Genomic DNA, 25,980 nt, shown 5'->3' with positions numbered 1-25,980 from the left:
GGGACCGGCTCCTGCCCGCCAGGGCGAACAGGCCGGCACAATGGGGTTCTGTACGGCGGATGACGTGAGCGCAGATTCTTCGACCATGAATGGGGCCATCGTGGATCACACGATGCTCACCGCCCTGCTGCTGGTGGCGCAGCATCACGGCGTCCACTTGTCCCGGGAACAGCTGGTTCGCACATACGCTTCCGGCGAGGGTGAGGTTCAGCGGGCCGTCCTGGTGCATGCCGCCGATGAGAAGGGCTTCGAGGCCCGGGCGGTGCGCATGTCCTGGCGCCAGCTGATGCGCCTGGGCCGCGCGGTTCCCGCCATCCTGTGCCTGAAAGATGGCACCGCCTTGGTCCTGACCGGGGTGTCGCCCAGCGTCTCGCCGCCCATCGTCTATGTCCGCGACCCGGCCACGCCGACGCAGGTCCGTCCGGTGGATGAGATCGCGCTGGATGAGATTTGGGCGGGCGACATCATCCTGATCAAGCCCAAGAACGCGGAGGAGGAGGAGCGGGGCCTGTTCGGCCTGCGCTGGCTGATCGGCGAGGTTCTGCGGGAACGCCGGATTTTCCGCGATGTGGGCTTGGCCGCGCTGATCATGAGCTTGTTCGCCCTGGTCCCGCCACTGGCCTATATGGTCGTTGTCGACCGGATATTGGTGCACCAGCGCATGTCGACCCTGGTGGTCCTGGCGTGTGGTGTGGGCTTCGTCATCATCTTCGACACGGCATTCGGCTGGCTGCGCCGCTACCTGGTGGCGGAGGGAGCCGCCCGTATCGACGGGCGCCTGACCGCGTTCATTTATGACCGGCTGTTGGGCTTGCCCATCGAGGTGTTCGAATCCCTGCCGACGGGTCTCATCAATCACCGCATGAACGAAATCTGGCGCATCCGTAACTTCTTGACCGGGCAGCTGTTCGGTACCGCGCTCGATAGCCTGACGCTGATTATCATCATCCCCGCCATGTTCTTCATGAGCGTGTCCCTCAGCCTGTGGGTTCTGGGTATCGCCTGTATCATGTTCCTGGTGGTGCTCGCCTATATGCCGATTATCGGCCGCTACCATGGCAAGGTGGTGGAAGCGGAAACCCGCAAGAATTCCTTCATGATCGAAACCATCCACGGTATGCGGACCGTCAAGTCGCTCGCCCTGGAGGCGAGCAAGCGGCGCGGTTGGGACAGCCGGGGGGCGCAGGCCGTGAAGGCCAACCGCGATCTGGCGATGATCGCCAACCAGCCGCAGACCATCCTCCAGCCGCTGGAGAAGCTGACCTATTCCGGTACCCTGCTGCTGGGCTGCTATATCGCGTTGTCGACGGACCAGGCGGCGTTGGCCGGCTCCCTGGTGGCCTTCACCATGCTGGCCAGCCGGGCCACACAGCCACTGGTCCAGATCGCCACCATGTTGCAGCAGGTGCAGGAGGTTCGGGGCGCCATCGGCCAGGTCGCCTCCATCGTCAACATCCCGCCAGAAGAGCTGCGCGCTGACCATGGGCTGCGTCCGCGCTTCCGCGGGCACATCAGCTTCGAGGACGTCAGCTTCCGCTACGCCGGCGCGCAGAACAAGGCGCTGGACCGCGTCACGGTGGATATCCCACGGGGCAGCGTCGTTGGCGTGATGGGACGCAGCGGTTCGGGCAAAACCACCCTGACCCGTTTGCTGCAGGGCCTGCACCAGGACTACGACGGCCTCATAAAGATTGATGGTGTCGATTTGCGGCAGATGGACATCAGTCATCTGCGCTCCAACCTGGGTGTGGTGCTGCAGGACAATTTCCTGTTCAGCGGCAGCGTGCGCGAGAACATTGGCGCCGCCCGTGCCGACGCCTCGTTCGAGGAGATCATCGAAGCGGCCCGCATGGCTGGCGCCGAGGAATTCATCGAGCGCCTGCCGCGTGGTTACGACACCTACCTGGCGGAAGGGTCAACCAATATCTCGGGCGGCCAGCGTCAGCGCATCGCCATCGCCCGTGCGCTTTTGGTCGATCCTCCCATCCTGATCTTGGACGAGGCCACCAGCGCCTTGGACCCGGACAGCGAAGCCATCATCAACAGCAATTTGTCGCGCATTTCCGAAGGCCGGACGATGGTGGTCATCTCCCATCGTCTGACCTCGCTGGTCGATTGCGACATGATCGTGGTCATGGAGCGCGGACGGGTCTACGACGTCGGCACCCATGAAGAATTACTCCAGCGGTGCGATATTTACCGTCACCTCTGGTTCCAGCAAAATCGCCATCAATCTTCCGGAGTTCCCAATGAGCGTGCGCTCTCTGGTCCCGACGCCCCGCGGGAGTGACGCTGCCGTCGCCCAGGCGATCAACGACTTCCAGTCCGAGATCGCGGCGGTGGTGGGGGCCCCGTACCCCAAGCCGGTGCGCGGCACGCTGTATACCCTAGCGGCCATGGTGGCCGTGGCCCTCACCCTGGTTTCCGTGGTGAAACTGGACGAGGTGGTCACGGCCCCAGGCAAGGTGGTGTCACGCACCCCCAGCATCGTGGTCCAGCCGCTGGACACATCCGTCGTCCGCTCCATCCTGGTTCGGCCGGGGCAGGAGGTGAAGAAGGGCGACCTGCTGGTGACGTTGGACCCGACCTTCGCGTCGGCCGATGCCTCGCAATTGCGCGACCAGGTGGCGTCGTTGACGGCTGAGGTTGCCCGCCTGGAGGCGGAGCAGGCCCGGGTGACCTACGATCCGGGCCCGAACCCATCGACGCAGGCGGCCCTGCAGCTGTCGGTTTGGCAGTCTCGCCAGGCCGAGTACAAGGCCAAGCTGGCGAACTACGACCAGAAGATTGAGTCCGCCCAGTCCACCATGGTGCGCAGCCAGCGTGACATGGAGTACTTCAAGTCCCGTGTCGCCGTGACCTCGGAGATCGAGGACATGCGCGCCAAGCTGGAAAAGAAGGAATACGGCAGCCGGCTCAACACGCTGTTGGCCCAGGACAGCCGCACCGAAATGATGCGGAACCTGGCCAGCGCCGAACAGCAGGCGCGTACCGCGTCGCACGACCTGGAGGCCGTGCGGTCGGAGCGGGAGTCCTTCCAACACCAGTGGCAGTCGGATCTGGCGCAGGACCTGTCCAGCAAGCGGACGGATCTGCAGAAGGCCAAGGACGACCTGTCGAAGGCTGAGCGGCGGAATGATCTGGTGGAGATGCGCGCCATCGACGACGCCTCCGTCCTGTCGCTCGGCGACATCTCCGTCGGCTCCGTGGCCAAGACGGGTGACATGCTGCTTACCTTGGTGCCGGCCAACGCCCCGCTGGAGGCGGAGGTCGACCTGGACGGCGCCGACCAGGGCCACGTCAAAATCGGCGACAAGGTCGAGATCAAGCTGGACGCCTATCGCTTCATTGAGCATGGCACGGCCAAGGGCGTCCTGCGCAGCATCAGCGACGACAGCTTCACCCGGCAGGATAATGGCCAGCCGACGTCGCGCCGCTTCTTCCGGGGGCGCGTCGAGATCACGGAGGTGAAGCTGCACAATATCGGCAGTGAGGGCGTGCACCTCATCCCGGGCATGCCGTTGAACGCCGACATCATGGTTGGCCGGCGGACCATCCTGATGTACCTGATGGAAACGGTGCTGCGGCAGGCGTCCGAGGGAATGCGCGAGCCTTGAGCGGCATCCCGGTGTCCAACTTGACGCGCGATGGATCATGGCCGGCTTTTCGACGCTGATTGATCGGGCGGTCACCTGGCGGATTGGGCGATCATCCGCCGAGTGGTCACTGGCTATGGCCCGTCGCTTGGCCGACCGCGGCGACCTCGTCGCGGCGGCCCGCGCGCTGGTTGCCGCTGCCCGGGGCGGTTCGATCGAGGCCATGCTGGAATTGGCCGACGCCCTGATGCAGGGGCGTGGTGTCCTTCCCGATGGCGCGGCGGCGATACGGTGGATCACCGCCGCGGCGGAGGCAGGCAGTGCCGATGCCCAGGCGCGTCTCGGGGCGCTTTACGCCAATGGCCTGGGGCGTCCGCCCGAGGAGGGCGACGATAGGGGTGTCTTCCACCTGCCCATTGATATCGGACAGGCTCGTTTCTGGTCCGAGAAAGCGGCGCAACAGGGGCATGTCGAGGCCCAGGTGCTGCTGGGTTGGCTGCTGTCCAGGCGCAGCGGCGCGGACGCTGATCCTGTGCGGGCCGCCGAATGGTATCGCCGGGCCGCCGAAACCGGCAACCACGGGGCCAAGGTTGGCTTGGCCATGATCCTGGCCAATGGCGACTTGGGGGAAAAGGACGCGGCCGGCGCCGTGCGCCTGTACGAGGAGGCGGCCGCGGCCGGCAATCCCACCGCCATCTATTACCTGGCCATGGCGCTGTTGCTGGGGGAAGGCACGGCGCCTGACCTTGAGCGGGCCTTAGCCACCATGAGACAAGCGGCGGACCTCCAAGTCCCTGGGGCCCAGCGGGCCTTGGGGGTGATGTATATGCGCGGACAAAACCTGCCGCGGGATGGGGCGCAGGCGGAAACCTGGCTGCGCCGCGCCGCCATCAAGGGGGACGTCGATTCCATGGCGCTGCTGGGGGATTTGCATGCGGGGCGTTTGGCCCGCGTTCCCAGCGATGTCGAGGCCGCGCAATGGTACCAGGCGGCCGCCGACCGCAACCACGCCGGGGCCCAGATGGCCCTGGGCCTGGCCTATGTGGACGGCCGTGGCGTACCCAAGGATATGTTCGAGGCGGTGCGATGGTTTGCCAGGTCGGCCGACGCTGGTTTTGCGCCCGCCCTGTTTCGCCTCGGGATTTGTCACTTGGGGGGCGACGGGGTTCCCCAAGACTACGCCAAGGCCGCCGGGTATTTCCGCCGGGCTGCCGATGCCGGCGATGCCGACGCCCTCTACAACCTGGGCGTTTTGCATTACCACGGCCACGGCTTGGATAAGGACGAGGCGCATGCCATGCGCCTCTACGTCGAGGCCGCTGAACGGGGCAGCGCCTCCGCTCAGTTCCGGGTGGGGCGTGCCCACGCCACCGGCGTTGGCTTGCCGCACGACATCGGCGCGGCGCTATCATGGACACGCCGTGCGGCACAGCAAGGGCATGTGCCCGCGCAAGTGAACCTGGCGCGTATGCTGCTGACCGGGGAGCAGGGGGGCGACACTGCTGTCGCCGTCGCGGAGGCCAGGGCCTTTTTGGACCGTGCCGCTACTGCCGGCAGCGGCGAGGCCATGAGTTCCATGGCCGAGTTGATCGCCAGCCACGACGGCCCCGCGGCGCTGGAAACGGCCCTGACCTGGGCTCGCCGCGCGGTGGAGGCGGGGGACCCACACGGACCGCAAGTCGTCGCGGCGCTGGAGGCGCGCGCCTTCCAGGGGGCTGTCCGGTAGCGCGGACGGGGCTCGCTGATGGGGGCTCGCTGACGGGGACTCAATGCACCCGGTTGCGCATCGACAATTGCAGGTGATGCAGGATCAGGCTGGTGTCATAGGAGGAAGAGGACGCGCGAATGACCTCTTCCCAGCGCTGGACGCACGGAATGCCCACGGGGTTGCGCTGCAGCAGGTCGCGCTTGATGAAGGGGCTGGCCTTGCGCGCCACCAGGTAATCCCAGAAGTAGTGGGTCTGGTTCAAGGGGCGCCCCTGGTTGATGGCTTTCTGCAACTGCCGCAGATAGGGAATGATCTGCCCTTGGCTGTTGCCATGGGTGTCGATCACAGCGTCCTCTTTCTTCGACTTGTCCAGGGCTTCGTTCAGGGGCTTCTCGATCTCGGAAACCACGCTTCGATAGGGCAGCAAGGCGCGGCATTGAATACCGGCGCGCAGGAAAAAGCGGGTCATCCCGATCTCGTAATCGCGAATGACCCAGCGCTTGCGGCGGTAGTACCTCACCCTGTTCCAAAACTTGGTGAAGCTGGGGTGCTTCAGGACAGGCTGATGGAAGATGAGAAAATAACTTTGCAGATGAAAGTGGCGGTCCCAGCTGTCGGTCAGGCCCCAGATGCCGGCCTGCGCTGGATCGGCCTGGCGGATGACATCGCCCAGGTCCTGCAACGGCCCATAGATACTGTCGTTGGTGATCAGCAGCTGATCCAACGCGCCGGGGTCGCGGATCAGGGCGATGGCGTCCTTGAAGGCGCCGAAATCCCATCCGATGTTGCGTCGCTTCAGGACCCAGGCGACATGCGGCAGCACCTTGTCGGTTTCCTTGGCCGACAGCTTGGGGCAGTTGCTGGCGAAGATGACGGCATAGCCAGCCTCCGCCAGTTTGGCCACGAAATAGATGACGTAGTCGTGGACGATGCCGCGCTGGTCATAATGATTGAATACGGCGACCCGGCGGGCGCCTTCCAGTGGGACCTGGCCGGGGAAGCTGGCCTTGACGGTGGCGCGGCCGGGCAAAACGGGTGCCGCCAAGCACAGCCCCAGATCGACGGCGTCGACCACCAGCATCGGCAATCCGACACCCTTCTTGAGCATTTTGAGGAAAGTGTCAGACATGAAACCGTAAATTCCCCCGCCTCAAATATCAACTATAAGCCATACGCCGCAGTTCTGGAAACAACGCAATTTATACAAATGGGAGGCGTCACGTCCCGTGTACGCCGGTATCGAGGAAATAGCACCACTTCTACGCTATCGTGCTGACAGGTGCTCCCGGATCAGGTTGGTGTCGTAGGCGGACACCTCGGATACCACCCGCTCCCAATCGCTGACATTGGGAATATTTGCCGGATTCTTTTGCAGCAATTCGCGCTTTATGAAAGGAAAACCCAGGCTGACCGTCAGCTCATACCAGAAAAAATGGGTTTGGTTGATGGGTATCGACGCTTTGACGCGGCTTGCGAGCATTTGCGCATAGCCAGTAGGCGATGTGCGGTCCGCTTTCACCGGTGTCGGTCGCGGCGGATGCGAGCGCATGAATGTTTCGGTGACCGTGTTGTAGGGGAACAAGGCTTTGCAGCGCAGGCCCTGGCTTTGCAAGGTCCGGGTCAGGCCGATTTCATATTTCTCGATGATCCAGTGTTTGCGCCGGAAACAGCGGACACCGTTCCAGAACCGGCGGAAGGCGTCGGAGCGCAAGGCCGCGCGGTGGAAAATCAGGAAAAAGCTCTGCAGATGGTAATGGCGCTCCCAACTGTCGGTGCTGCCCCAGATATCGGCCTCGTCGGGGTTGGCGCGGGCAATCAGGGGCTCAAGGTCGTAAAGGGGGCCGAAGACGCTGTCGTTGGTGATCAGCAGCATCTCCCGCTGCTCCAGGGATGGAACCAGGGCGATGGCCTCGCGATAGGCGGCAAAGTCCCAACCGATGTTGCGGCGGGTGAAGGCGATCGCCACGTCGGGCAGCAAGGACGCCACCGTCTGGTCGCTGAGCGCCGACGTGTTGCTGGCGAAGATGACGGCGAAGCCCGCCTCGCGCAGCTTGCGCACGTGATAGCGGACATAGGGCGCGATGCTGTCCGTGCGCGCGTAGTGCATGAACACCGCCACCCGGGCGGCCCCGTCCAGCGGGACGCCCCCCGTCCAGCGTCTTTCGATCATGCCCGTGGCGGGGCGCGGCGGATAGAACAGCAGTTCGGCGTAGTCCGCTATGCGGCTGACCAGCAACCGGCCGCGGTAGGAGATTTGCCTGGCAACCCGACGAAAGAATTCACGCACTCAAACACATCCCAAGCACACCGTCCGCCTGCCCTCTCATGGGCCGGAGCCGCCCCTTTATGCCCCAGGTGGCCCAGTCAAACAACGCCGGTGGCGGAGGGGGGCTGCGGCATCGACGTGCACCTGGACGTGATGGAAGGGGTTTGTGCGGCAGACGAACATCTGTTCGAAAACGCTTGGCTGTCTGGAACGCGTGGCATGGCTCATTCCGAACGATCCGATGCTATCGTGCGGACGCCCTGTGAAGAAGGCGGGAGGATGATCAATGCCTGGAATGCTGGACCCGCTGTTTCGCGGCAGCCCGGTGGATGCGGTGTTCACCGACGCCGCCACGGTGCAGGGCATGCTGGACGTCGAGGCGGCGCTGGCGCGGGCGGAAACGGGACTGGGGGTCATTCCCCCCGGCGCCGATAGCGCCATCGCGGCCCAGTGCCAGGCCGGCCATTTCGATCTCGACGCCTTGGCCCGTTCGGCGGCGAAGGCCGGCAACACCGCCATCCCCCTGGTCAAGGCCCTGACCGCCCGTGTCGCGGCGGCGGATCGTGATGCCAGCCGCTTCGTCCACTGGGGGGCCACCAGCCAGGACGTCATGGATACCGGCCTGGTCCTGCAGATTCGCCAGGCCGTGGCCCTGGTGGATCACGATCTTGGGGCCCTCGAGGGGCATTTGGCCCGGCTGGCCGAGCGCCATGCCGAAACGCCGCTGGCCGCCCGTACCTGGATGCAGCAGGCGCTGCCCACCACCTTTGGCCTGAAGGCGGCCGGCTGGATGGCCGCGGTGGCCCGCGTCCGCCGGGCTGTGGCGGCGGCGGGCCATGATTGCCGGGTGGTGCAGTTCGGGGGCGCGGCCGGCACCCTGGCCGCCTTGGGCGATCGGGGGCTGGAGGTGGCGGCGGCTCTGGCCCACGAATTGGACTTGGCCTTGCCCGACCTGCCTTGGCACGGCCATCGCGACCGGCTGGTGGCGCTGGGCGCCGCGTTGGGCTTGGTCGCCGGTGTGCTGGGCAAGATGGCCCGCGACCTGTCGCTGCTGATGCAGACCGAGGTGGGGGAGGCGTTCGAGCCGGCGGAGGTCGGCAAGGGCGGGTCGTCCGCCATGCCGCATAAGCGAAATCCCGTCGCCTGCGCCGTGGCCCTGTCGGCCGCCAACCGCGTGCCGCCCCTGGTGGCCACCCTGTTCGCGGCCATGCCGCAGGAACACGAGCGGGGCCTGGGCGGCTGGCATGCGGAGTGGGAGACCTTGCCGGAAATTTTCCGCCTGGTGGGCGGCAGCCTACGGGTCATGGTGGACACCATGGCCGGGTTGGAGGTGGATGCCGGGCGCATGCGCGCCAACCTGGACATCACCCATGGCTTGCTGATGTCGGAATCCGTTGTCATGGCGCTGGGGGAAGCCCTGGGCCGGGGCCCGGCGCACAGCCTGGTGGAGAAGGCCAGCCGCCAGGCCGTCGCCGAGGGCCGGTCGCTGGGGGAGGTGCTGGTCGCCCTGCCGGAGGTCACGACCCACCTGTCGCCGGAGCAATTGGCGGCGGCGCTGGACCCCGCCCACTATCTGGGCATGGCCCCGCACTTCGTCGCCCGGGCCTTGGCGGCCCGCACGCCTTCCCGTGATGTATGAGGAACATACGCCATGCCACTGATCACATTGGATGATGGCTGTAATCTGAGCTATCGCATCGAGGGTCCCGCCGACGCCCCGCCGCTGGTGCTGTCCAACTCGCTGGGTACCGCGATGGCGATGTGGGAGCCGCAGTTGGCGGCCCTGACCCGGCACTATCGCGTCATCCGCTATGACAGCCGGGGCCATGGTGCCAGCGATGCCCCCGCCGGCCCCTACACCATGGAACGGCTGGGCCAGGACGTGCTGGGCCTGTTGGATGAGCTGGACATCTACCGCGTCCGCTTCTGCGGCTTGTCCAAGGGCGGCATGGTGGGGCAGTGGCTGGGCATCAACGCCGGCCAGCGGCTGGAACGTCTGGTGCTGGCCAATACCGCCGCCTACATGGGCCCGCCACAGGGCTGGCAGGGTCGCATGGAACTGGTGACCGCCCAGGGCATGGGGGCCGTGACCGAGGCGGTGATCGAGCGCTGGTTCACCCCCGGCTTCGTCGCCGCCCAGCCAGCGGCGGTGGACCGGGTGCGCCGCTTGCTGCTGGCCACTCAGCCGCAAGGCTATGTTGGCTGCTGCGCCGCCATCCGCGATATGGACCAGCGTCCCCAACTGCCGGCCATCGCCGTGCCCACGCTGGTCATCGGCGGCACCCAGGACCCCGCTACCCCGCCGGAGAAGGCGGAGGAGCTGCACGCCGCCATCAAGGACAGCGGGCTGGTGATGCTGAACGCCGCCCACCTGTCGAACGTCGAGCAGGCGGAGGCCTTCACCGAGGCCCTGCTGACCTTCCTGGCCTGAGGAGCCGATCCATGGATGAGCAAGAGCGTTACGAGTTCGGCCTGAAAACCCGCAAGTCCGTGCTGGGGGAGGCGCATGTGGAGCGCGCCCTGGCCAGCCGCACCGAATTCAACACCGAGTTCCAGGACCTGATCACCCGCTACGCCTGGGGGGAGATCTGGACGCGGCCCGCCATCGACCATCCCACCCGCCGCCTGCTGACCCTGGCGATGATGATCGCCCTGAACCGGGGGGAGGAGTTCAAGATGCATGTCCGCGCCGCCGTGCAGCACGGCGTGTCGCGGGACCTGATCAAGGAAGTGATCCTGCAGAGCGCCATCTATTGCGGCGTGCCGGCGGCCAACACCGCCTTCCACCAGGCGGCGGAGGTGTTCGAGGCCCTGGACGCGACCGCCGCTTAGCCATTATCCGCCGTCTCCCGCGCCACGGCCTCCAACTGTCCGCGCAGCCAGGCCTGGGCCGGATCGTGCTGGGCGCGCAGGTGCCAGGCCATGTACATGCGCAGGGCGTCCGTGCCGGGCGGGGCCGAGGCCAGCAGGTCGGGGGGCAGGGGCGCGGCCTGGAAGTCCGCCAGTTCCAGCGCGTGCAGCCGGCCGGGCACGCAGGCCATGAGGTCGGTGCCCCGCAGGAAGGGCGCCAGTCCTGAGAAGTTGGCCACCGACACCACCACGTCGCGGCGGATGCCCAGCCCCTCCAGCGCCTTGTCGAAGTTCAGCGGGTCGGCGGAGGGGTGCACGACCGTCAGGTGGCGGCCGGCCAGGAAGTCGGCAGCGCTGCCGGGGCCGGCGCGGCGGGTACCGTCGAAGACGCAGACATAACGGTCGTCGAACAGGCGCTTCTGGATGATGTCCAGCCCCTCGGGCGGGGCCGGGGAGATCAGCAGGTCACAGCGCGCCTCGCGCAGCATCTCGCTGGTGGGCCGGCCGGAGGGGACGATCTGCAGGCGGAAGTCCGCCACCTGGGCCGCCACCCGGGCATACAGGCGGGGCAGCAGCAGGTCGCGCTGGAAATCGTTGGCCGCCACCGTCCAGGACAGCCGGGACTGCGCGGGGTCGAAGCCGTCCCCGGCGGTCAACGCCTTCAAGCCGTCCATGATCGCCCGCGCCTGGGGCACCAGCCGCTCCGCATGCTGGGTGGCGACGATGCGCCGGCCGGACTTCACGAACAACGGATCGCCCACCAGGCGGCGCAGGCGGTTCAGCGCGTGGCTGACGGCCGACTGCGCCATGTCCAGCCGGCGGGCGGCGGCGGAAACCGACCCTTCATCATACACCGTTACGAACAGGCGCAGCAGGTGACCGTCGACGGCCAGATGATCCAGGATGCCCAAGGCCGTTCCCATCCATGAATATTATCGATGGATTATATGGTGACGCATGGGATTTTCAGAAGCGTCGATTGGTCTAGGGTGGGGCGAAAGATGTGGGCGCCGCACCTTTGAAGCCCCATCCCAAAGTCAATTCCAAAACAAATCCCGGGAGGACGGGTCCAGAGATGAGCAACGATACTGGAGAATTCGTCCGGCGTGACCGCGCCTGGCATCCGCCGGCCTTCACGCCGCAATACAAGACGTCGGTGCTGCGCTCGCCGGGCAAGGCGCTGGTGTCGCTGCGCCAATCGGTGGGTGAGCGCGCGGGCCCCGTGTTCGGCCACGGCGACCTCGACCCCTTGGACAACGACCTGATCCGCAACTACATCACCACCGGCGAGGAGGCGATGGGGGAGCGCATCATCGTCCACGGCCGGGTGGTGGATGAGATGGGGCGCCCGGTCCGGGGCAGCCTGGTCGAGGTGTGGCAGGCCAATGCCGGCGGCCGCTACCGCCATCGCCATGACCGCTACATGGCGCCGCTGGACCCGAACTTCGGCGGCTGCGGCCGCTGCGTCACCGATGACGACGGGCGCTATTTCTTCCGCACCATCAAGCCGGGACCCTATCCCTGGATGAACCACAACAGCGATTGGCGCCCCTCCCACATCCATTTCTCGCTGTTCGGCAACGCCTTTGCCCAGCGCCTGGTGACCCAGATGTATTTCGAGGGCGACCCGTTGATCGCGCGCTGCCCCATCATCGGCACCATCCCCGACAAGGCGGCGGTGGACATGCTGGTGGCCAAGCTGGACATGGGGGAGATGGTGCCCTTCGACAGCCTGGTCTACCGCTTCGATCTGGTGCTGCGCGGCCGCCGCTCCACCTTCTTTGAGAACCGGCCGGAGGGGAACTGAGCCATGCCCGTTGACTATTTGAAGGAAACCCCCTCGCAGACCGGCGGGCCGTATGTCCATATCGGCTGCCTGCCGTCCTTCGCCGGCCTGAACCTGCGCACCCAGGATAAGCCGCACATCCTGGCGGGCGGCGGTGTGCCCGGTGAGCGCATCCGCATCGAGGGCGTGGTGTGGGACGGCTCCGGCCATCCCCTGCGCGATGTCATGCTGGAACTGTGGCAGGCCGACAGCACCGGCGCCTACAACGCCCCCGGCTTTCGCGGCTGGGGCCGCGTGGGCGCCGACGCGGAGACGGGCCTGTGGGCGTTCGAGACCGTGCGGCCGGGGGCCACGCCCTGGATCGACGGCCGGCCGCAGGCGCCGCACTGCTCCCTGCTGCTGTTCGCGCGCGGCATCAATATCCACCTGCACACCCGCATCTATTTCGATGACCGGGCGGATGCCAATGCCGCCGACCCGGCCCTGCTTTCCATCGAACTTGTGCACCGGCGCCAGACGCTGATCGCCACGCGGCAGGCCGAGGGCCAAGGGGGACCGGACGTGCCCACCTTCCGCTTCGACGTCCATCTGCAGGGCGCCCGGGAAACGGTGTTTTTCGACTGCTGACCACTCCCTGTCGGAACTGGTGGAAAGGCCCGGCCGACTGTGCCGGGCCTTTTTCGTTAATCGGTCTGTAAATCGGTATAAATCAGCATCTTGATTGGCAGAAGAATATTGGAAGAGTGATCCGGCGCGCCCGGATCTTACCCTTCGCCGACGCGGCCCGTGACCTTTGAGTGAACAGGGGCGGGCCATTGAGCGGAGGAAAAGGAAATGAGCGCGACACTGCCGGCTGCCGCCAAGACGGCTGCGGGGACCGGGGCGGCCGATACCCGGCGCCGCGTCCTGGCGGCGCCGGGCGTCTATGTCCGTATGCCCGCGCGCCCGATGACGGGAACCCAGGTGGCGGGAACCCAGATGGGGGCGACCAGGCTGGCCAAGCTGGCCGGGGCGCTGGTGGAGCAGACGGACGCCGTGACGTTCAGCCTGGCGGCGGCCAGCGCCTATTTGTTCTCCCTGGCCCAACTGTCCGTTCCCCCCCTCCGGTTCGAGGACCTGCCGTCCCTGCCGTTGTCCGCCGCCGCCCGCGTGGCGCAGACGGACTGCGACGCCTTCCTAGCGCAATTCACCCTGTTCCAGACGCAGGCGGAAACCTGGGTCACCCCCCGCCGGGGGGCGGAAGTGCCCAGCCTGTTTTCCCAGTTGGCCACGCCGGTAGCGGTGCTGGCCGATGTCGCCCGGCTGGTCGGCGATGCCCTGGCCGGGGCCACCGCCCATTCCGGGGGCAGGGTTTCCTGCACCTATTCGCTGAAAGCCTGCCAGCGCGCCGCCCGACACCAGGTGGACAGGGTGTCCGCGCTGTTGGGGGCCGCCGGCCAGCAGGGGCAGCTTCTGACGGACGGCGCCGCGGCGCTGCTCACCTCCCTGCGTGGTGGGGCGCTGGCCCCGCTGCTGGCGGGCAGTGGGGAGGATGTGCAGGCCATGGCCCAGGCCCTGGACCACGCCCAGGCCTGTGTCGCGGCGGAAGGCGCCCGCATCCTCGCGGGGCGGGGGCAGGCCAGACTGACAGCGGGTGTGGTTGGCCTGACCCTGTGCTGGAATTCCCTGGGGTGGTCCATGGTGCCGGGCGGCGTGCTGAGGGCGGGCGAGGGCACGGCCGATGTCAGCGGCCTGCAGGGGCAGTTGGGCCGGCTGGAGGCGTTGATCGAGCTGAAGGGCAACCGGCACCGCCAGGAACAGTCGGCGGCCCTGGTGCTGGCCGGCATGCGCGCGCAGCTGCAGGGCGTGGCCCCCATGGTCCAGGCGGTTCAGGAGGAACTGGCCGCCCTGGCCTGGTTGCTGGGCAACCTGCCGGCCGAGGTGTCGTCCGTTCTGGCCGAAGTGTCGGCCGAGGATTTGGCGGTGGAGCGGGCGGAATGGAGCCGCATCATGGCCGACACGGCGTTCGGCGATGGCCTCGCCATGCACTTGTGGCCCTCGCCCACACGGCTGAGCGCCCCGTCCCTGGTGGCGGTGGCGGGTGACGATGTGTTTTGCGTCGCCTCCTCCGGGCGCCTGTATCAGCACGCCGGCGGTGACGCGGCGTGGGCCGACATGGGCGAAAGCGCCCTCAGCTGTGTCAGCGATGGCTATGACGTGGCGGCCATCGATGGCGCGCCGGTGGCCTCCGTCGCCTTTGGCACGGCCGCCACCGCCAGCCGGCAGGTGAAACTCTATGACAGGTTCACCCGGGCCTGGCGGGTCATCTCCACCTTTCCGGCGTCCTGCATCGCCATCGGCGGCGGGGACCTTTACGCGGTGAGCCAGGCCGCGGGCGATGGCGTGGGCGAGGGGCGGGTGCACCGCTATTCCGGACGGGGGCGGGGCTGGGCGGCGCTGCCGGAGCTGCCCGGGCCAGACATCGCCGCGCAATTGGCCGTGGCCGGGGGCGTCGTCTTCGCCCTCGCCAACAACAGCCAGGCGCTGTACCGCTATAATCCCGGCCGGCAATGCTGGGTCCGCGTCGGCCGCCTCACTTGCCTGTCCATCCGGGGCAATGGCGGCAAGCTGGGCATCGTGGATGTCGAGAACCGGGCCTTCGTCTATGACCCGGTGGCCGGCGGGGCGCCGCGGCAGTTGGGGGTCGGCGTCGGCGCCATCGCCCAACTTTCCAATGGCGACCAGTTCAGCATCGCCAGTCCCGCGCCGGGGGCGCTGTGGTACACCGACACCAGCGCCAAGCCGGCCTGGCGGACCTATCTGGCGTCCGATGCCGCCGCCGTCTTCGCCAGCGACGCCGATGTCGTCCATTACCGCGACGGCCAAGGCCGCCTGCACCGCGTCACGCCGGACGGCGACACCGTCGCCCTGCCGCCGCTGCCGGAGGTGTGAGGGCGATGCGGGGGGAGGATGCGCACGCCGACGTCCGTCGTGGCCACCCGGACCTGGCGCGGAATGCGGGACAGGAACCGGCGCCCGGCGTCGTCGCCCTGTGTAATCACCTGATCCTGTTGGCGCGCGGCCTGTTCGCCATCCGGTTCAGCCCCCTGCCGGCCTGGGTGGCGGGCCAGGCGCCGGCCCTGGCCCTTGAGTATGGGTTGTGGCAATCCTCGCTGTGGCGCAGCCTCTATGACGGCCTGATCACCGGCGGCCTGGTCGCCCTGGCGCGGCGGTGCCGGGGGCTGATGCCACCCCAGCGGGGCGATCTGTCGGTCGCGGCGCTGTGCGCGCTTTGCGATGTTCTGGCCAACCAACTGCTGTTGGGCGCCAGCTACATCCGCCAGCTCCAGGCCCTGGCCCGTGATTTGCCGGAGGCGGACATCCGCGCCGCCCTGGACCTGAAGGCCATCGCGGCCACCCTGCGCGCCACCCTGGCGGCCTTGCCGCCGCCGGTGGACGCGGCGACGGCGGGCGGCACGGGCGCCCTGGTGGTCACCCTGGTCGATGTCCTGGCCATGGCGGGGGACGCGACGCCGGATGGCGGGGAGGGGGCGGCCACGCTGGGCCTGGCCTGGGCGGTGTCCCTGCCGGGGCCCGCCCCCGTGTCACCACCGCCGGCCCTGCGCGCGGCCACGCGCCCTTTGCTCGACTGGTGGCGGACGGCCGACCCCGCGACCCGCCGCGCCGGCCAGTTGGCGTTGATGATCGATATGTTGACGGAGGTGACCGGCCCGGGAACGGCGGCGCTGACCGCCATCGCCGCCGTCAAGGACATCTGTCACGGCTTGGGCGTAGACGGTCCGGGTGATGAGGGACCGCGCGGTGTTCCGGGTGGAGGGCGCCAGACCACCGGGCTCGGAGCCAACCTGACCCGGCGCCTGCCCGTGTCAGCCTGGGCCGACACCCTGGCCCGGTTGGAGGTGAGACTTCCGCCATCGCGCTCCTCCGCTGGACAATAAAGCGTTCTTAAGTCGTACTCTTGGCCGCGCCCCTAATGGGGCGCGGTCGTTTCTTTTTGCTGGCTTGGACTTCCAATAGAAAGCCCCCCGGCTATGACGCCAGGGGGCGGATTTTAGGCTGATTGAACGACAAAGGTACCCGTGACTTAATTCACTTAGCACATCGGCGGCCTGATTGGCGGGTTGTTGTCAACCTCAGGGTCTGGACTCAGAATAGCGTGAATAATATTATTCTTTGGACGGGCGACCAATATGAATCCAAATGGAGTGGTTCCTGTGTTGCCAGGAATATTTAAGTCATGGATAGTTATTTTTGAATCATCATAGGTAATTGCCGATATTTGAGCCGTTATGCACCGAGTTGGTGACAGATTTGCATAAACAAGATTGAATTTCTCTCGGGAACTGTCATCGAGTTGATAGATGATTGTAGCGGGGTCCTGATTGGGTATGTGCAAATTACCGGTATTTTTATGAACCCCGGAACCATCATAGGTCCAAATATAATCTTCACCATCTTGCGTTATATTGACATATATAGTGTATGTTGCCATTTTCCCCTCATTTTAATAATTCTCGCAAGGTTAGAACGTAGCTTGGGGAACGATATCCAATTTCATTGAGCTTCGAGATGTACCCTGAGACAGAGCCAACCTCTCCAATGCACAAATTGACGCGCACCCAAGTGTCTATATTATAGTAATCATTAGGCGACATTTCAATTGCTAAATGGGAAATTGGCGCGGCTTTTTTGCAAATTTCTTCCATTGCAACATTTTCATTCCTAATTCTATGGGACATGGCTAGCTGAAATAGGCTACGCGCTAGTTGTTGTCGATAGTCCAAACTTTCGTGTATGCCACCTGGCATGGAATTTAATTTTTGAATAGTTAAATTCAAAATTTTATCAGCCTCCTCTGGCTGCCTCATGCGAAGTAAAGTGTCGGCTATAAATATATTATTTGACGTTTCTGCGAGTTGCCACTCGGCATTTCCGGGAAATTGTGCATTGAATTTGGATAATTTTAAGGCAAGTGCACGTTCTGTGGATAGGGCTTCTCGAAGATTACCGCGCGCCTTATGAATTTCGGCTGAAAATACACTGATCTTTATTTCGGTTTGCTGCCAAAGCTGATTGCTTCCATCACGTGCTGTCAGATCCTGGATAAGACTTTGCGCCTGTTCTAAATCCCTTGCAGCAGTATCAGTTTCACCTAACGCGTAGAGCAATTGCATGTGTCGATACAATGACGTGACCAAACGAAATGTCCATAGCAACTCTGATGGAGCGATGGCCCTCAGAGACTGGTACTGTTCTTTCTCCTGATCAAAAAAAGTGAGGGCGACACGCAGATTCCCCTCCGCTTCATGCGCTGATCCCAACCATGACAGGGTGTTGGCAATACCGCTGCGTAGGCTGCGATCTTGCGGACGCCGGTCTAATGCGCGCCGCTTTAGCGTCAATGAAGATTCAAACAGCGCTATGGCGGAACGGCTGTCGCCTTGTGCTTTAAGCGCTGAACCCAGGTTGGTGCGTGCGTATGACAACTCGACCCATGCATCGACATTGTCGGGGGCTAGGTCTAGCATGCGGTTACTGTAGCGCTCGTAGTCTCGGAAATAGGACTCGGCCTTACCCATGTCGCGTTGGTCCAGGCTGATCTGCCCCATCCAGAAGGCCACCGCGCCCAGATCCTTCAGCAACTCCGGGCTTTCCAGGCCTTGGGCCAGGTTCGCGTCAAGCAGGCTTTTCGCCTTGGCGAGGGCGGCTTGCGCGGACTTGGGGTCGCCGCGCGACCGGGCCACCTCCGCCAGGGTCTGCAGGGCTTTCGCCTGCTGCGCGCGGTCCTCCGGCGTCAGGTCGGACAAGGGTTCTTGACTGAAATAGCTCAGGGCCTTTTCGCCGATGTCCGACAGCAGCTCCAGCCGGCCCAGGGGGCGCAGCTTATCGGCGAAGTTGCCGACCATGAAGTTCATCAGGTCCTCGGCCTGATGCTTGCGCTGTTGCGCCGTCTTCTCGGCCTGGCGGGCGACCAGGCCCAGGCCGCCGGCGAGGACGGCGATGGCGGCGAAGCCGGCCGTGAGGCCGAAGCGGCGGCGCTCGGCCTGCCGTTCCCGCCGGACCGAGGCGTCGATATAGGCGCGGACGTCGGTGTCCAAGGGGATGGGGGTGAAGCCGGCCAGGTCGCGCGCCTCCTCCAACTGCCGGCCCCGGGGCAGCAGCAGGTCGTTGCGGCGCCCGTCAGCCAGCCAGCGCCGCGCCGCTTCCTCCATCCGGCTGCGGGCCTGGAGGAAGCGGCGGTGGTCGGCGATCCAGGCGGCGGCGCGGGGCCATTGGCGCAGCATGGCCTCGTGGGCCACGCCGAACACCGGCTCCCCCTCATAGACCTGGGCGACGAACAGGCGCTGCCGCACGAAGGTGTCGACCAGCGTCCGCTCCTCCGCCGTGGCCAGGGTGCCCCAGGGGATGCGGCGGCTGCGCGCCGCCTCATCCTGGGCGCCCACGGTGACGACCAGCGACAGCACGCGGCTGAGCGCGGCGCGGGCCGGGGCCGGCAGGCCGTCCAGCGTGGCCTCCGCCCGTTTGCCGATGGCGCCGCCCAGGCCGCCCAGGGCGCGGTAGGCGGCCACGGTCAGTTCCCGGCTGGTGCTGCGTTGCAGGTAGAGTTCATGCAGGGTGTATTGCAGCAGGGGCAGGGCGTCCGGCTGGTCCGCCGTCGCCTCGCACAGCATGTCGTCCAACTGCGCGCCGGTTTCCGGATCGGTTCCGAAACGAAGCCCGGCGACGATGGCGGGCAGCCGGATCATGTGGATGATCTCGGCGCGCGTGGGGGGCGCCAGGTCGAAATGGCCACCCTGGGCCTTGGCGGTCAGCAGCAGGGGTTCGCGGGCGACGTCGGGATAGAAGTCGTTGCGGCAGGCGGCGATGACCAGGATGGCGCCGCTGCCCGCCAGGTGGCCCAGCGCCGTGAAGAACTGCCGCCGCCGCGCCACATCGATGGCGAACACGGCCTCCAGCCGGTCGATGAACAGGATGGCGCGGCCCCGCTGCGCCGTGGCGGTGACCGGGTCCAGGAAGGCCGGGCGGTCATTCCCCGACAAGGCGGCGCCGATGGCGTCGGCGCTGAACCCCTCCAGCAGCGGCCGGCCGTCGACCTCCAGATCCAGCAGCGCGCCGCCCAGAGCGGTGGGCAGGGGCATGCCGTCGACATCGCCCAGATCCAGGATGCTGGCGCCCAGGAAGGGGAAGGGCGCGCCCGCCGCGCGCAGGCAGGGGAACAGCCCCGCCTGCACCAGCGACGTCTTGCCGCTGCCGCTGGGGCCCAGGACCACCACCATGCCCTGGCCGGCGGCGGCCTGGGCGGCCACGGTATCGCGCAACTGGGCGATGGCCGCGTCCCGGCCGAAGAACACGGCGGCGTGCGCCTCGTCGAACGCGTCCAGGCCGACGAAGGGGGAGGCGTCGATCCAGCTGTCCACGGTCGCGGCCGTGCCATCGGCGGCGACGGGCATGACCGGCGCCAGGGTGCGATAGCCCCGCTTGCGGATGTTCTCGATGTAGCGCGGGTCGCCGGCGGTGTCGCCCAGCAGCTTGCGCAACTGGGTGATCGCCTTGTGGACCTGGTTTTCCCCCACCGCCAGGCCATCCCAGCACAGGTGCAGCAGGTCCTCCGCGCTGACGATCTGGCCGGCGCGGTCGCACAGCGCCAGCAGGACGTCCATGGCCCGCGGCTCAACCTTCAGCGTTTGCGCCGATTGCTCATGACGTATCGTGCAGGCCTGCGCGTCGACCAGCCACTCACCGAAGTGAAAGCTCTTCGTCTGCAATTCTTTCCCCCATCAGCCGCGCGGTTCCCCGTCGCGGCCGTTTTCCCCAGGGGGCGTTTTACCATATCCGTGGGTAGGTTAACGCGTTTAAATATCGAGGGGAACTTGGCGGGGCTTGGTTCAGGCGTCGTCGCCGCACACGTCGATGCCCGTGGCCGCCAGCAGGATGGGCTGTTGCTCCGGCCCGATCTTAAGGCCGTGGAATCCCGCCAGCTGCCTCAGATCCAGGCCGCTGATCTCCGCCCCGCGCAGGTCGGCACCGTCCAGCTTGGCATCGGTGAGGGTGGCCTGGAACAGGTCGCTGCCGCGCACATCCGCATCGGTCAGGTCGGCCGCGTGCAGGTCGGTTTCCCGCAGGCGGCAACGGGTGATCACAGCGTCCTTCAAGGACAGGCGCGACAGGTCGGCCAGTTCGAAGGTGCAGTCGCGGAAGATGGCGCGGTGCACCGTGCGCGCCCGGCTGAGCGCGTGGTGGAACTCCACCAGATGGAAGCGGGCGGCGAAGAAGACGCAGGAATCCGCCTCCACCTCGAACAGGGTGCAGCGGTCCAGGGTGCAGAACGACAGGTCGCAGCGGGTGAGACGCGCCGCCCGCAAATCGCTGAAGGCCAGGGTGCAGCCAGCGGTCTTGTCCGCAGGGTCCACGAAGCGGCAATCCTCCAGCACCGCGTCGCGCAGTTTCACATGTGACAGGCGGCAGCGGACGAAGCGGCACTCCCGGAACCGGGCGTCGCTGAAGTCCACGGCGGTGAAGCGCACATCCTCGAACACGCAGTTATCGAACCGGCAGCCGGTGGCGTCCAGGTCGCGCCAGTCTGCGGCGGTGAAGCGGCCGTCGCGGACCTCGCCGGTGGCAAGGATGTTTTCCAGCGTGTCGATATCCATGCGCGCGGGCCCCATGCGGCTATGATGATGGCGAGGGCCATGATAGCCGCAGGAAAGGCCTGGTGGGCAAGGGGCCGGTTGTACCACCGGCCCCCTCCACTCAGATGGGCAAGCCGACGTAATTCTCCGCCAGCGCCGTGGCGGCGGCGCGGGAGCTGACGACGTATTCCAGGTCGGCCTCACGGATGCGGTGCTCGAACGCGCCGGCGGCCTCGTCGGTGTGCAGCATGGTGGTCATGTACCAGGAGAAGCGCTCGCCCTTCCAGATGCGCGCCAGGCAGGTGGCGGCGTAGCTGTCGATGCCGCTGCTGTCGTTCCGGGCGTAGAACTTCTCCAGCGCGCGCGACAGCACCAGCACGTCGGCCACCGCCAGGTTCAGGCCCTTGGCGCCCGTGGGCGGCACGATGTGGGCGGCGTCGCCCGCCAGGAACAGGCGGCCATGGCGCATGGTCTCGCAGACGAAGCTGCGCATGGCGATGATGCCCTTCTGGATGATGGGCCCCTCGGTCAACTTCCAGCCGTCTGTCGTTTCCAGCCGCTGGTGCAGTTCCGACCAGATGCGCGCGTCCGACCACTGGGCGATATCGTCCTTGGGATCGCACTGGATGTACAGGCGCTGGATTTCGGGGGAGCGGGTGCTGAGCAGGGCGAAGCCCCGGTCGTGGCGGGCGTAGATCAGTTCGTGGTGGGAGGGCGGCGCCTCCGTCAGGATGCCCAGCCAGCCATAGGGGTAGATCTTCTGGAATTCCTGGCGCTGCGTCGCCGGTATGGCCTGGCGGCTGGGGCCGTGGAAGCCGTCACAGCCGGCGATGAAGTCACACTCCAGCACGGCCGGGGTGCCGTCGGCTCGCGCGAAGGTGATGGACGGACGCTCCGTCTCCACATTGTGCAGGCGCGTGTCGCGCACGCCGAAATGGATCTGGGCGCCCTGGGCCAGGCGGTGGGCCACCAAATCCTTGATCACCTCATGCTGGGGATAGACGGTGACCTTCTTGCCGCCGGTCAGCTCCACCATGTCCAGGTGATGGCTTTGGCCTTTGAAGCGCAGGGTGATGCCGGTGTGGAAATGGCCATCGCGCGTCATGCGCTCCCCCACCCCCAGCTGGTGCATCAGGTCGACGGTCCATTGTTCCAGCACGCCGGCGCGGATGGTGCCTTCGATTTCCTCCCGGGTGCGGGATTCGAGGATGACGCTGTCGATGCCTTGGCGGTGCAGCAGTTCCGAGAGGAACAGCCCGGCGGGGCCGGCGCCGATGATGCCGACTTGGGTGCGGATGGACGGGGTGGTTGACATGGAAATGGCCCTCCCGAGCCTGAAGCGTTCTTATTCCGGGCCGCACCCCACGCCGGGGCGGCCCACCCCGGAACGATAGGGGCGGGGGACCCCGTCCCGGAATGGACGCAGCCCCACAAAAATTGGATTTTTTCGCAATGATTGGGCAGGGTATCCATCAACGGCCCACATCAGGTGCCATGCGATGTAACGGCCAGAGCAATACATGTTATTGACCATATTGATCATGGATGGGCATTTTTCCGCCAGTCCGCGATGGGCAGGGGCGGGGCGATGACCCGACCGGACATCCCCGTCTTCTCCCTGTACGGCGAGGCGCCGGCGACGGCGGAGGACCGCTTCCTGCATGTGGAGCTGATCGAGGACCGCAGCAGCCTGGTGGATTGGCGCATCCGCCCCCATCAGCATGGCGACCTGGTCCAGTTTCTGGCCATCCGCGAGGGGGCCGGGCAGGTACAGGCGGACCAGCGCACCTGGACCTTCGACGGCCCCACCTTGATCCTGGTGCCCGCCGGGGTGGTGCATGGCTTCGCCTTCGCCCGGGGCACCATCGGCTGGGTGGTCACCCTGTCCGACCGCATCCTGCGCGGCCTGGCGCGGCGCGATCCCGCCTTCGCCGCCCTGGGCGGTGAGGCTGCCTGCCTGGCCATGGCGGGGCAAGAGGGGGCGTTCGCCGCCGTGCTGGCCGCCGCCGATGGCGTCCTGGCCGAATTGCGCGGGCAGGCCCCTGGCCACCGCGTGGCGGCGGAGGGGAATATGCTGGTGCTGATGGCCGCCCTGCTGCGCGTGGCGCGGCCGGCCCTGGCCTCCGGCGGCGGTGGCGGCCGGTCGGGGCAGGTGGCGCTGGTCGCGGCCTTCCGCGCGCTGGTGGACCAGCATTACCGCAGCCACCGCCCGCTCGACGCCTACCTGACGGAGCTGCGCACTTCTTCCTCCACCTTGCGGGCCGCCTGCCTGGCGGTGACCGGGCGGCCGGCCATCGGCCTGATCCAGGATCGGCTGATGACAGAAGCCAAGCGGCTGATCCTCTACAGCGGCCGGACCATCGCCGTCGTGGCCTATGAGCTGGGCTTCGAGGACCCGGCCTATTTCTCCCGCTTTTTCCAGCGGCAAAGCGGGGAGTCTCCCCGCGCCTGGCGCCAGCGGCTGATGACGGACTGGCCGGTGGCCGACACCGCCTCGCTGGAACCGCCCGACCCCCTGGCGGGCGTGATCAGCGATGCTTGACTGCGGCGTGCCGCGCCATGAGCAGGGCGGCGCCCAGGCTGAAGCCATAACCCCAAAGCAGCCAGGCGCCGGCCAGGCGGCTAACTGTGTCGTCGGGCCCATAGGCGCGGGGGAACCAGTTCAAGGCCACACCGTCGGCGACCATGACCACGGCACCCACCAGGCCCACCCCGGCCATGAGTTGGTCCGGCGCCAGCCCGGCCAGGCGGCGGATGAGATAGGCGCTGGTCCACGCGACTGAAACGGTGCTGGCGAAATTCAGCGGGTTCCACAGCGGGTCTGTCAGCAACTGGGGCAACCCGCGCAGGTAGGCCAGGGCCGACAGCCAGAACGCGCCGCCCAGCAGAAGCAGAATCCCCACCTGTCGCCGCGTCAGCATCGTGCTTTCCTCCATCATACCGGCCTCCATCACGCCGGCTGTCATGGCAGGATACGCACGGAGGGGGCGTTCAGCTCACCCCCATCTCGATGGACAGGCGGATCAGGTCGGCGGTGCGGGCGACGCCCAGCTTGGCCTTGATGGCGGTGCAGGTGTTGGCGATGGTCTTGTAGCCCACCCCCAGCTCGGTGGCGATTTCCGCCAGCGCCCGGCCCTCGCCCAACAGGCGTAGGATTTCCAGGTCCCGTTCCGTCAGGCGCTGGGTGGGGTTGCCGGCGGCCATGCCATGCACCGCCAGTTCCTGGGCGATCTCGTTCTCCACATAGCGCCCACCTTCGCCCAGCCGGCGGATGGCGGCCAGCAGTTCGTCGGGATCGGCGTTCTTGCTCATATAGCCCTTGGCACCGGCCGCCAGCGCGCGGGAGGCGTAGAGCGCCTCCGCATGCATGCTGAAGACCAGGACGCAGGCCGACGGGTCCTCGATCAACAGGCGCTGCAGCAGCTCCAGCCCGCCCACGCCGGGCAGGTTGAGGTCCAGCAGCACGATGTCCGGCCGGTCCTCCCGGTAGCGCACCAGGGCGTCCCGGCCGGTGGCGGCCTCCGCTATCATGGCGCCGGGCAGGGGGGCTAGCAGCCGCTTGAGACCGGAGCGCACGATGGCGTGGTCATCGACCAGGAGCAGTTTCATGCCAAGGCTTCCGCAGTCAGGGTCATTCAGGCGGCCTCGCGGGCCGACAGGGTGGTATGCCCAGCAGCCAAGGGCAGCAGGGCGCGAACCCGCACGCCGCCTTCCGGCCGGTTGCCCACCTCCAGCGTGCCGTCCAGCACGGCCACCCGCTCGGCCATGCCGCGCAAGCCATAGCCGGTGCCGCTGGAGTGAGACGGGGAGTCGGCGGGCAGACCCTCGCCGTCATCCACGATCTCGACGGTGAGGCCATCGACGCGGGGGGCGACGGTGACGGTGATGTCCCGGGGCCGCCCGTGACGGATGGCGTTGCTCAGGCTTTCCTGCACGATGCGATAGATGGCGGTGTCGCCGGCCTCGCCCAGGTGCAGGCCAGGCGTTACGGCCACGGTGATGGCGACATCGGGCCGCCGGGCGCGCCAGAACGCCGCCAGGTTTTCCAGCGCGGCGCCCAAGCCAAGGTCGCTCAGGCCCGGCGGACGCAGGCGGCCAAGGATGGCCTTCACCTCCTGCTGCACATGGGCCACCGCCTCGCGGGCTGAACGGGCCTGGTCCCGCATGACCGGGTCGCCCGCCCGCTCCGCCGCGGCCAGCAGGCCGGTGACGTCGACGTTGATGGCGAAGAGATAGGGCCCAACCTCGTCATGCAGGTCGCGGGCGAGGTCCGCGCGCTCCTCCTCCTGGATGGTCTGCAATTGCTCGTGCAGGCGGCGATTGCGCGCCTCCGCCGCCGCCAGGCGCTCGATCATGCGGTTGAAGCCCTCCGCCAGGCGGCGCAACTCCGGCGGACCAGCCTCCGCCACCGGCCGCGCCGCTTCCGCGCTGGCGTCCTGGGCCACATGCGCGAAGGCCTTGGACAGGCGGTCGACGGAGCGCAGCGCCCGTCCCAGGGTCCAGTAGACCATGGGCAGGGCCAGCGCGCTGAACAGCACCATCATCACGGCGTCGTCGCCCAGTTCCCCCCACACCTCCGACACCTCGCCCGCTGGGTCGGTTTCCAGGCGCAGCCACAGGCCTTGGCCGGAAAAGCCGGGCAAGGGCACCTCGGCGCTCAATTGCGGCACGTCCAGCGAGGCCACGAACCAGGCGGGGGCGGGGTGGTCCGGCACGGCCAGGGAGGAGGAGGCGATCAGGCCCGCCCCGGGCTGGTGCAGGCTGACCTTGAGATGGCGGTCGCCGTTGAAGGCACCGACCAGGCGGGTCAGCAGGGCGGTGACCTCCTCATCACTGCGGTCCGCCGGTGCCGCGCGGCCGGCCAGATGGGCCAGCGCGCTGCCCACCGTGTGCTGCCCCACGGACAAGGCGGCCTCCATCTCCGTGCGCACGGAATGTTCGGCCCGCAGCCATGCGGCGGTGGCCCCGGTGGCCAGGCTGACCAGCAACAGCAGGGCGATGCTCAGGACCAGGCGGATGCGTAGCGACATGAGGTTGGTTCCCCAGCGGTCCCGTGATGATGTCGCCGCCCAGCGTTGGACGGCGCCTCCCAACCCTATCTAACAGGCGCTTGCCGCTCTCATGCAACAGTCGCCGCGATATCG

General features: G+C 66.8%; 20 protein-coding genes. 11 read left to right on the top strand and 9 right to left on the bottom strand.

The window, feature by feature from the left end:
• Positions 1 to 100 precede the first annotated feature (100 nt).
• The 3 genes from FBZ90_RS18100 (at position 101) to FBZ90_RS18090 (ending at position 5,322) form a co-directional block, all read left to right on the top strand.
• A complete protein-coding gene (locus tag FBZ90_RS18100; RefSeq protein ID WP_246130476.1) occupies positions 101 to 2,290 on the top strand; it encodes a peptidase domain-containing ABC transporter in 2,190 nt (729 codons plus the stop codon).
• Positions 2,250 to 3,617: an HlyD family type I secretion periplasmic adaptor subunit gene (locus FBZ90_RS18095; protein WP_246130475.1), complete on the top strand. Its 1,368-nt coding sequence runs from the start codon at positions 2,250 to 2,252 to the stop codon at positions 3,615 to 3,617. The genes FBZ90_RS18100 and FBZ90_RS18095 overlap by 41 nt, the downstream gene beginning before the upstream one ends.
• A 115-nt stretch (positions 3,618 to 3,732) precedes the next feature.
• Positions 3,733 to 5,322, top strand: a complete 1,590-nt coding sequence (locus tag FBZ90_RS18090) for a tetratricopeptide repeat protein (protein WP_186455887.1) — start codon at positions 3,733 to 3,735, stop codon at positions 5,320 to 5,322.
• Positions 5,323 to 5,362: 40 nt separating this feature from the next.
• Here FBZ90_RS18090 and FBZ90_RS18085 read toward each other — a convergent pair whose 3' ends face one another.
• Both FBZ90_RS18085 and FBZ90_RS18080 read right to left on the bottom strand, forming a co-directional pair.
• Positions 5,363 to 6,433 (bottom strand): rhamnan synthesis F family protein, encoded by a 1,071-nt coding sequence (locus FBZ90_RS18085; RefSeq protein WP_145734268.1) that lies wholly within the window; start codon positions 6,431 to 6,433, stop codon positions 5,363 to 5,365.
• 135 nt (positions 6,434 to 6,568) lie between these two features.
• On the bottom strand, positions 6,569 to 7,591 hold the full coding sequence (locus FBZ90_RS18080; protein WP_186455886.1) for a rhamnan synthesis F family protein: 1,023 nt from the start codon (positions 7,589 to 7,591) through the stop codon (positions 6,569 to 6,571).
• A 265-nt stretch (positions 7,592 to 7,856) separates the two neighbouring features.
• On the opposite strand from FBZ90_RS18080, the gene FBZ90_RS18075 reads away from it, so the two are divergent.
• Genes FBZ90_RS18075 through pcaC form a run of 3 tightly spaced genes read left to right on the top strand, consistent with a single transcriptional unit; the run spans position 7,857 to position 10,402 of the window.
• Complete coding sequence (locus FBZ90_RS18075; protein ID WP_145734264.1) at positions 7,857 to 9,209, top strand: 3-carboxy-cis,cis-muconate cycloisomerase; 1,353 nt, start codon at positions 7,857 to 7,859, stop codon at positions 9,207 to 9,209.
• Between the two features lie 12 nt (positions 9,210 to 9,221).
• Entirely contained in the window at positions 9,222 to 10,001 is a 780-nt protein-coding gene (pcaD, locus tag FBZ90_RS18070) for a 3-oxoadipate enol-lactonase (protein ID WP_145734263.1), read from the top strand.
• Between the two features lie 11 nt (positions 10,002 to 10,012).
• Entirely contained in the window at positions 10,013 to 10,402 is a 390-nt protein-coding gene (gene pcaC / locus FBZ90_RS18065) for a 4-carboxymuconolactone decarboxylase (protein ID WP_145734261.1), read from the top strand.
• Here pcaC and FBZ90_RS18060 read toward each other — a convergent pair.
• Positions 10,399 to 11,331, bottom strand: a complete 933-nt coding sequence (locus tag FBZ90_RS18060; protein ID WP_246130474.1) for a LysR family transcriptional regulator — start codon at positions 11,329 to 11,331, stop codon at positions 10,399 to 10,401. The genes pcaC and FBZ90_RS18060 overlap by 4 nt on opposite strands.
• 164 nt (positions 11,332 to 11,495) lie before the next feature.
• On the opposite strand from FBZ90_RS18060, the gene pcaH reads away from it, so the two are divergent.
• From pcaH to FBZ90_RS27905, 4 genes are all read left to right on the top strand, one after another.
• Positions 11,496 to 12,227, top strand: a complete 732-nt coding sequence (pcaH, locus tag FBZ90_RS18055) for a protocatechuate 3,4-dioxygenase subunit beta (protein ID WP_145734257.1) — start codon at positions 11,496 to 11,498, stop codon at positions 12,225 to 12,227.
• A 3-nt stretch (positions 12,228 to 12,230) separates the two neighbouring features.
• Positions 12,231 to 12,833, top strand: coding sequence for a protocatechuate 3,4-dioxygenase subunit alpha (gene pcaG, locus FBZ90_RS18050; protein ID WP_145734255.1), 603 nt, complete (start codon positions 12,231 to 12,233; stop codon positions 12,831 to 12,833).
• A gap of 207 nt (positions 12,834 to 13,040) precedes the next feature.
• Positions 13,041 to 15,137: a hypothetical protein gene (locus tag FBZ90_RS18045; protein ID WP_145734253.1), complete on the top strand. Its 2,097-nt coding sequence runs from the start codon at positions 13,041 to 13,043 to the stop codon at positions 15,135 to 15,137.
• A 5-nt stretch (positions 15,138 to 15,142) separates the two neighbouring features.
• The gene (locus tag FBZ90_RS27905; RefSeq protein WP_186455885.1) at positions 15,143 to 16,144 is read left to right on the top strand and encodes a hypothetical protein; all 1,002 of its coding nucleotides are present in this window, start codon (positions 15,143 to 15,145) and stop codon (positions 16,142 to 16,144) included.
• Between the two features lie 561 nt (positions 16,145 to 16,705).
• Here FBZ90_RS27905 and FBZ90_RS18030 read toward each other — a convergent pair.
• From FBZ90_RS18030 to pobA, 3 genes are all read right to left on the bottom strand, one after another.
• Positions 16,706 to 19,972 carry an nSTAND1 domain-containing NTPase gene (locus tag FBZ90_RS18030; RefSeq protein ID WP_145734249.1) on the bottom strand — a complete coding sequence of 1,089 codons (3,267 nt, stop codon included), beginning with the start codon at positions 19,970 to 19,972 and terminating at the stop codon, positions 16,706 to 16,708.
• 120 nt (positions 19,973 to 20,092) lie between these two features.
• Positions 20,093 to 20,857: a pentapeptide repeat-containing protein gene (locus FBZ90_RS18025; RefSeq protein WP_186455884.1), complete on the bottom strand. Its 765-nt coding sequence runs from the start codon at positions 20,855 to 20,857 to the stop codon at positions 20,093 to 20,095.
• Between the two features lie 100 nt (positions 20,858 to 20,957).
• The gene (pobA, locus tag FBZ90_RS18020) at positions 20,958 to 22,151 is read right to left on the bottom strand and encodes a 4-hydroxybenzoate 3-monooxygenase (RefSeq protein WP_186455883.1); all 1,194 of its coding nucleotides are present in this window, start codon (positions 22,149 to 22,151) and stop codon (positions 20,958 to 20,960) included.
• 273 nt (positions 22,152 to 22,424) lie between these two features.
• Between pobA and FBZ90_RS18015 the strand changes: the two genes are divergently transcribed.
• A complete protein-coding gene (locus tag FBZ90_RS18015) occupies positions 22,425 to 23,378 on the top strand; it encodes a helix-turn-helix domain-containing protein (protein ID WP_145734245.1) in 954 nt (317 codons plus the stop codon).
• Here the strand turns inward: FBZ90_RS18015 and FBZ90_RS18010 are convergent.
• The 3 genes from FBZ90_RS18010 to FBZ90_RS18000 are packed head-to-tail and all read right to left on the bottom strand — an operon-like array spanning position 23,365 to position 25,866.
• Positions 23,365 to 23,775, bottom strand: coding sequence for a hypothetical protein (locus tag FBZ90_RS18010; protein ID WP_145734243.1), 411 nt, complete (start codon positions 23,773 to 23,775; stop codon positions 23,365 to 23,367). The genes FBZ90_RS18015 and FBZ90_RS18010 overlap by 14 nt on opposite strands.
• 52 nt (positions 23,776 to 23,827) lie before the next feature.
• Positions 23,828 to 24,445: a response regulator gene (locus FBZ90_RS18005; protein ID WP_145734241.1), complete on the bottom strand. Its 618-nt coding sequence runs from the start codon at positions 24,443 to 24,445 to the stop codon at positions 23,828 to 23,830.
• Between the two features lie 26 nt (positions 24,446 to 24,471).
• The gene (locus tag FBZ90_RS18000; RefSeq protein ID WP_145734239.1) at positions 24,472 to 25,866 is read right to left on the bottom strand and encodes a HAMP domain-containing sensor histidine kinase; all 1,395 of its coding nucleotides are present in this window, start codon (positions 25,864 to 25,866) and stop codon (positions 24,472 to 24,474) included.
• Positions 25,867 to 25,980 lie beyond the last annotated feature (114 nt).

This window comes from Nitrospirillum pindoramense (assembly GCF_007827955.1).
GTDB classification, from domain to species: Bacteria; Pseudomonadota; Alphaproteobacteria; order Azospirillales; family Azospirillaceae; genus Nitrospirillum; species Nitrospirillum amazonense_B.
The sequence above is the reverse complement of the archived record's forward strand: the minus strand, read 5'-3'. Positions and strand labels throughout refer to the sequence as shown.

Coding starts and splice junctions, on each gene's coding strand:
- FBZ90_RS18095 (WP_246130475.1), top strand. CDS start 2,250: ATGAGCGTGCGCTCTCTGGTCCCGACGCCCCGCGGGAGTGACGCTGCC.
- FBZ90_RS18090 (WP_186455887.1), top strand. CDS start 3,733: ATGGCCCGTCGCTTGGCCGACCGCGGCGACCTCGTCGCGGCGGCCCGC.
- FBZ90_RS18085 (WP_145734268.1), bottom strand. CDS start 6,433: ATGTCTGACACTTTCCTCAAAATGCTCAAGAAGGGTGTCGGATTGCCG.
- FBZ90_RS18075 (WP_145734264.1), top strand. CDS start 7,857: ATGCCTGGAATGCTGGACCCGCTGTTTCGCGGCAGCCCGGTGGATGCG.
- pcaD (WP_145734263.1), top strand. CDS start 9,222: ATGCCACTGATCACATTGGATGATGGCTGTAATCTGAGCTATCGCATC.
- pcaC (WP_145734261.1), top strand. CDS start 10,013: ATGGATGAGCAAGAGCGTTACGAGTTCGGCCTGAAAACCCGCAAGTCC.
- pcaH (WP_145734257.1), top strand. CDS start 11,496: ATGAGCAACGATACTGGAGAATTCGTCCGGCGTGACCGCGCCTGGCAT.
- pcaG (WP_145734255.1), top strand. CDS start 12,231: ATGCCCGTTGACTATTTGAAGGAAACCCCCTCGCAGACCGGCGGGCCG.
- FBZ90_RS18045 (WP_145734253.1), top strand. CDS start 13,041: ATGAGCGCGACACTGCCGGCTGCCGCCAAGACGGCTGCGGGGACCGGG.
- FBZ90_RS27905 (WP_186455885.1), top strand. CDS start 15,143: ATGCGGGGGGAGGATGCGCACGCCGACGTCCGTCGTGGCCACCCGGAC.
- FBZ90_RS18025 (WP_186455884.1), bottom strand. CDS start 20,857: ATGGATATCGACACGCTGGAAAACATCCTTGCCACCGGCGAGGTCCGC.
- pobA (WP_186455883.1), bottom strand. CDS start 22,151: ATGTCAACCACCCCGTCCATCCGCACCCAAGTCGGCATCATCGGCGCC.
- FBZ90_RS18015 (WP_145734245.1), top strand. CDS start 22,425: ATGACCCGACCGGACATCCCCGTCTTCTCCCTGTACGGCGAGGCGCCG.
- FBZ90_RS18010 (WP_145734243.1), bottom strand. CDS start 23,775: ATGATGGAGGAAAGCACGATGCTGACGCGGCGACAGGTGGGGATTCTG.
- FBZ90_RS18005 (WP_145734241.1), bottom strand. CDS start 24,445: ATGAAACTGCTCCTGGTCGATGACCACGCCATCGTGCGCTCCGGTCTC.
- FBZ90_RS18000 (WP_145734239.1), bottom strand. CDS start 25,866: ATGTCGCTACGCATCCGCCTGGTCCTGAGCATCGCCCTGCTGTTGCTG.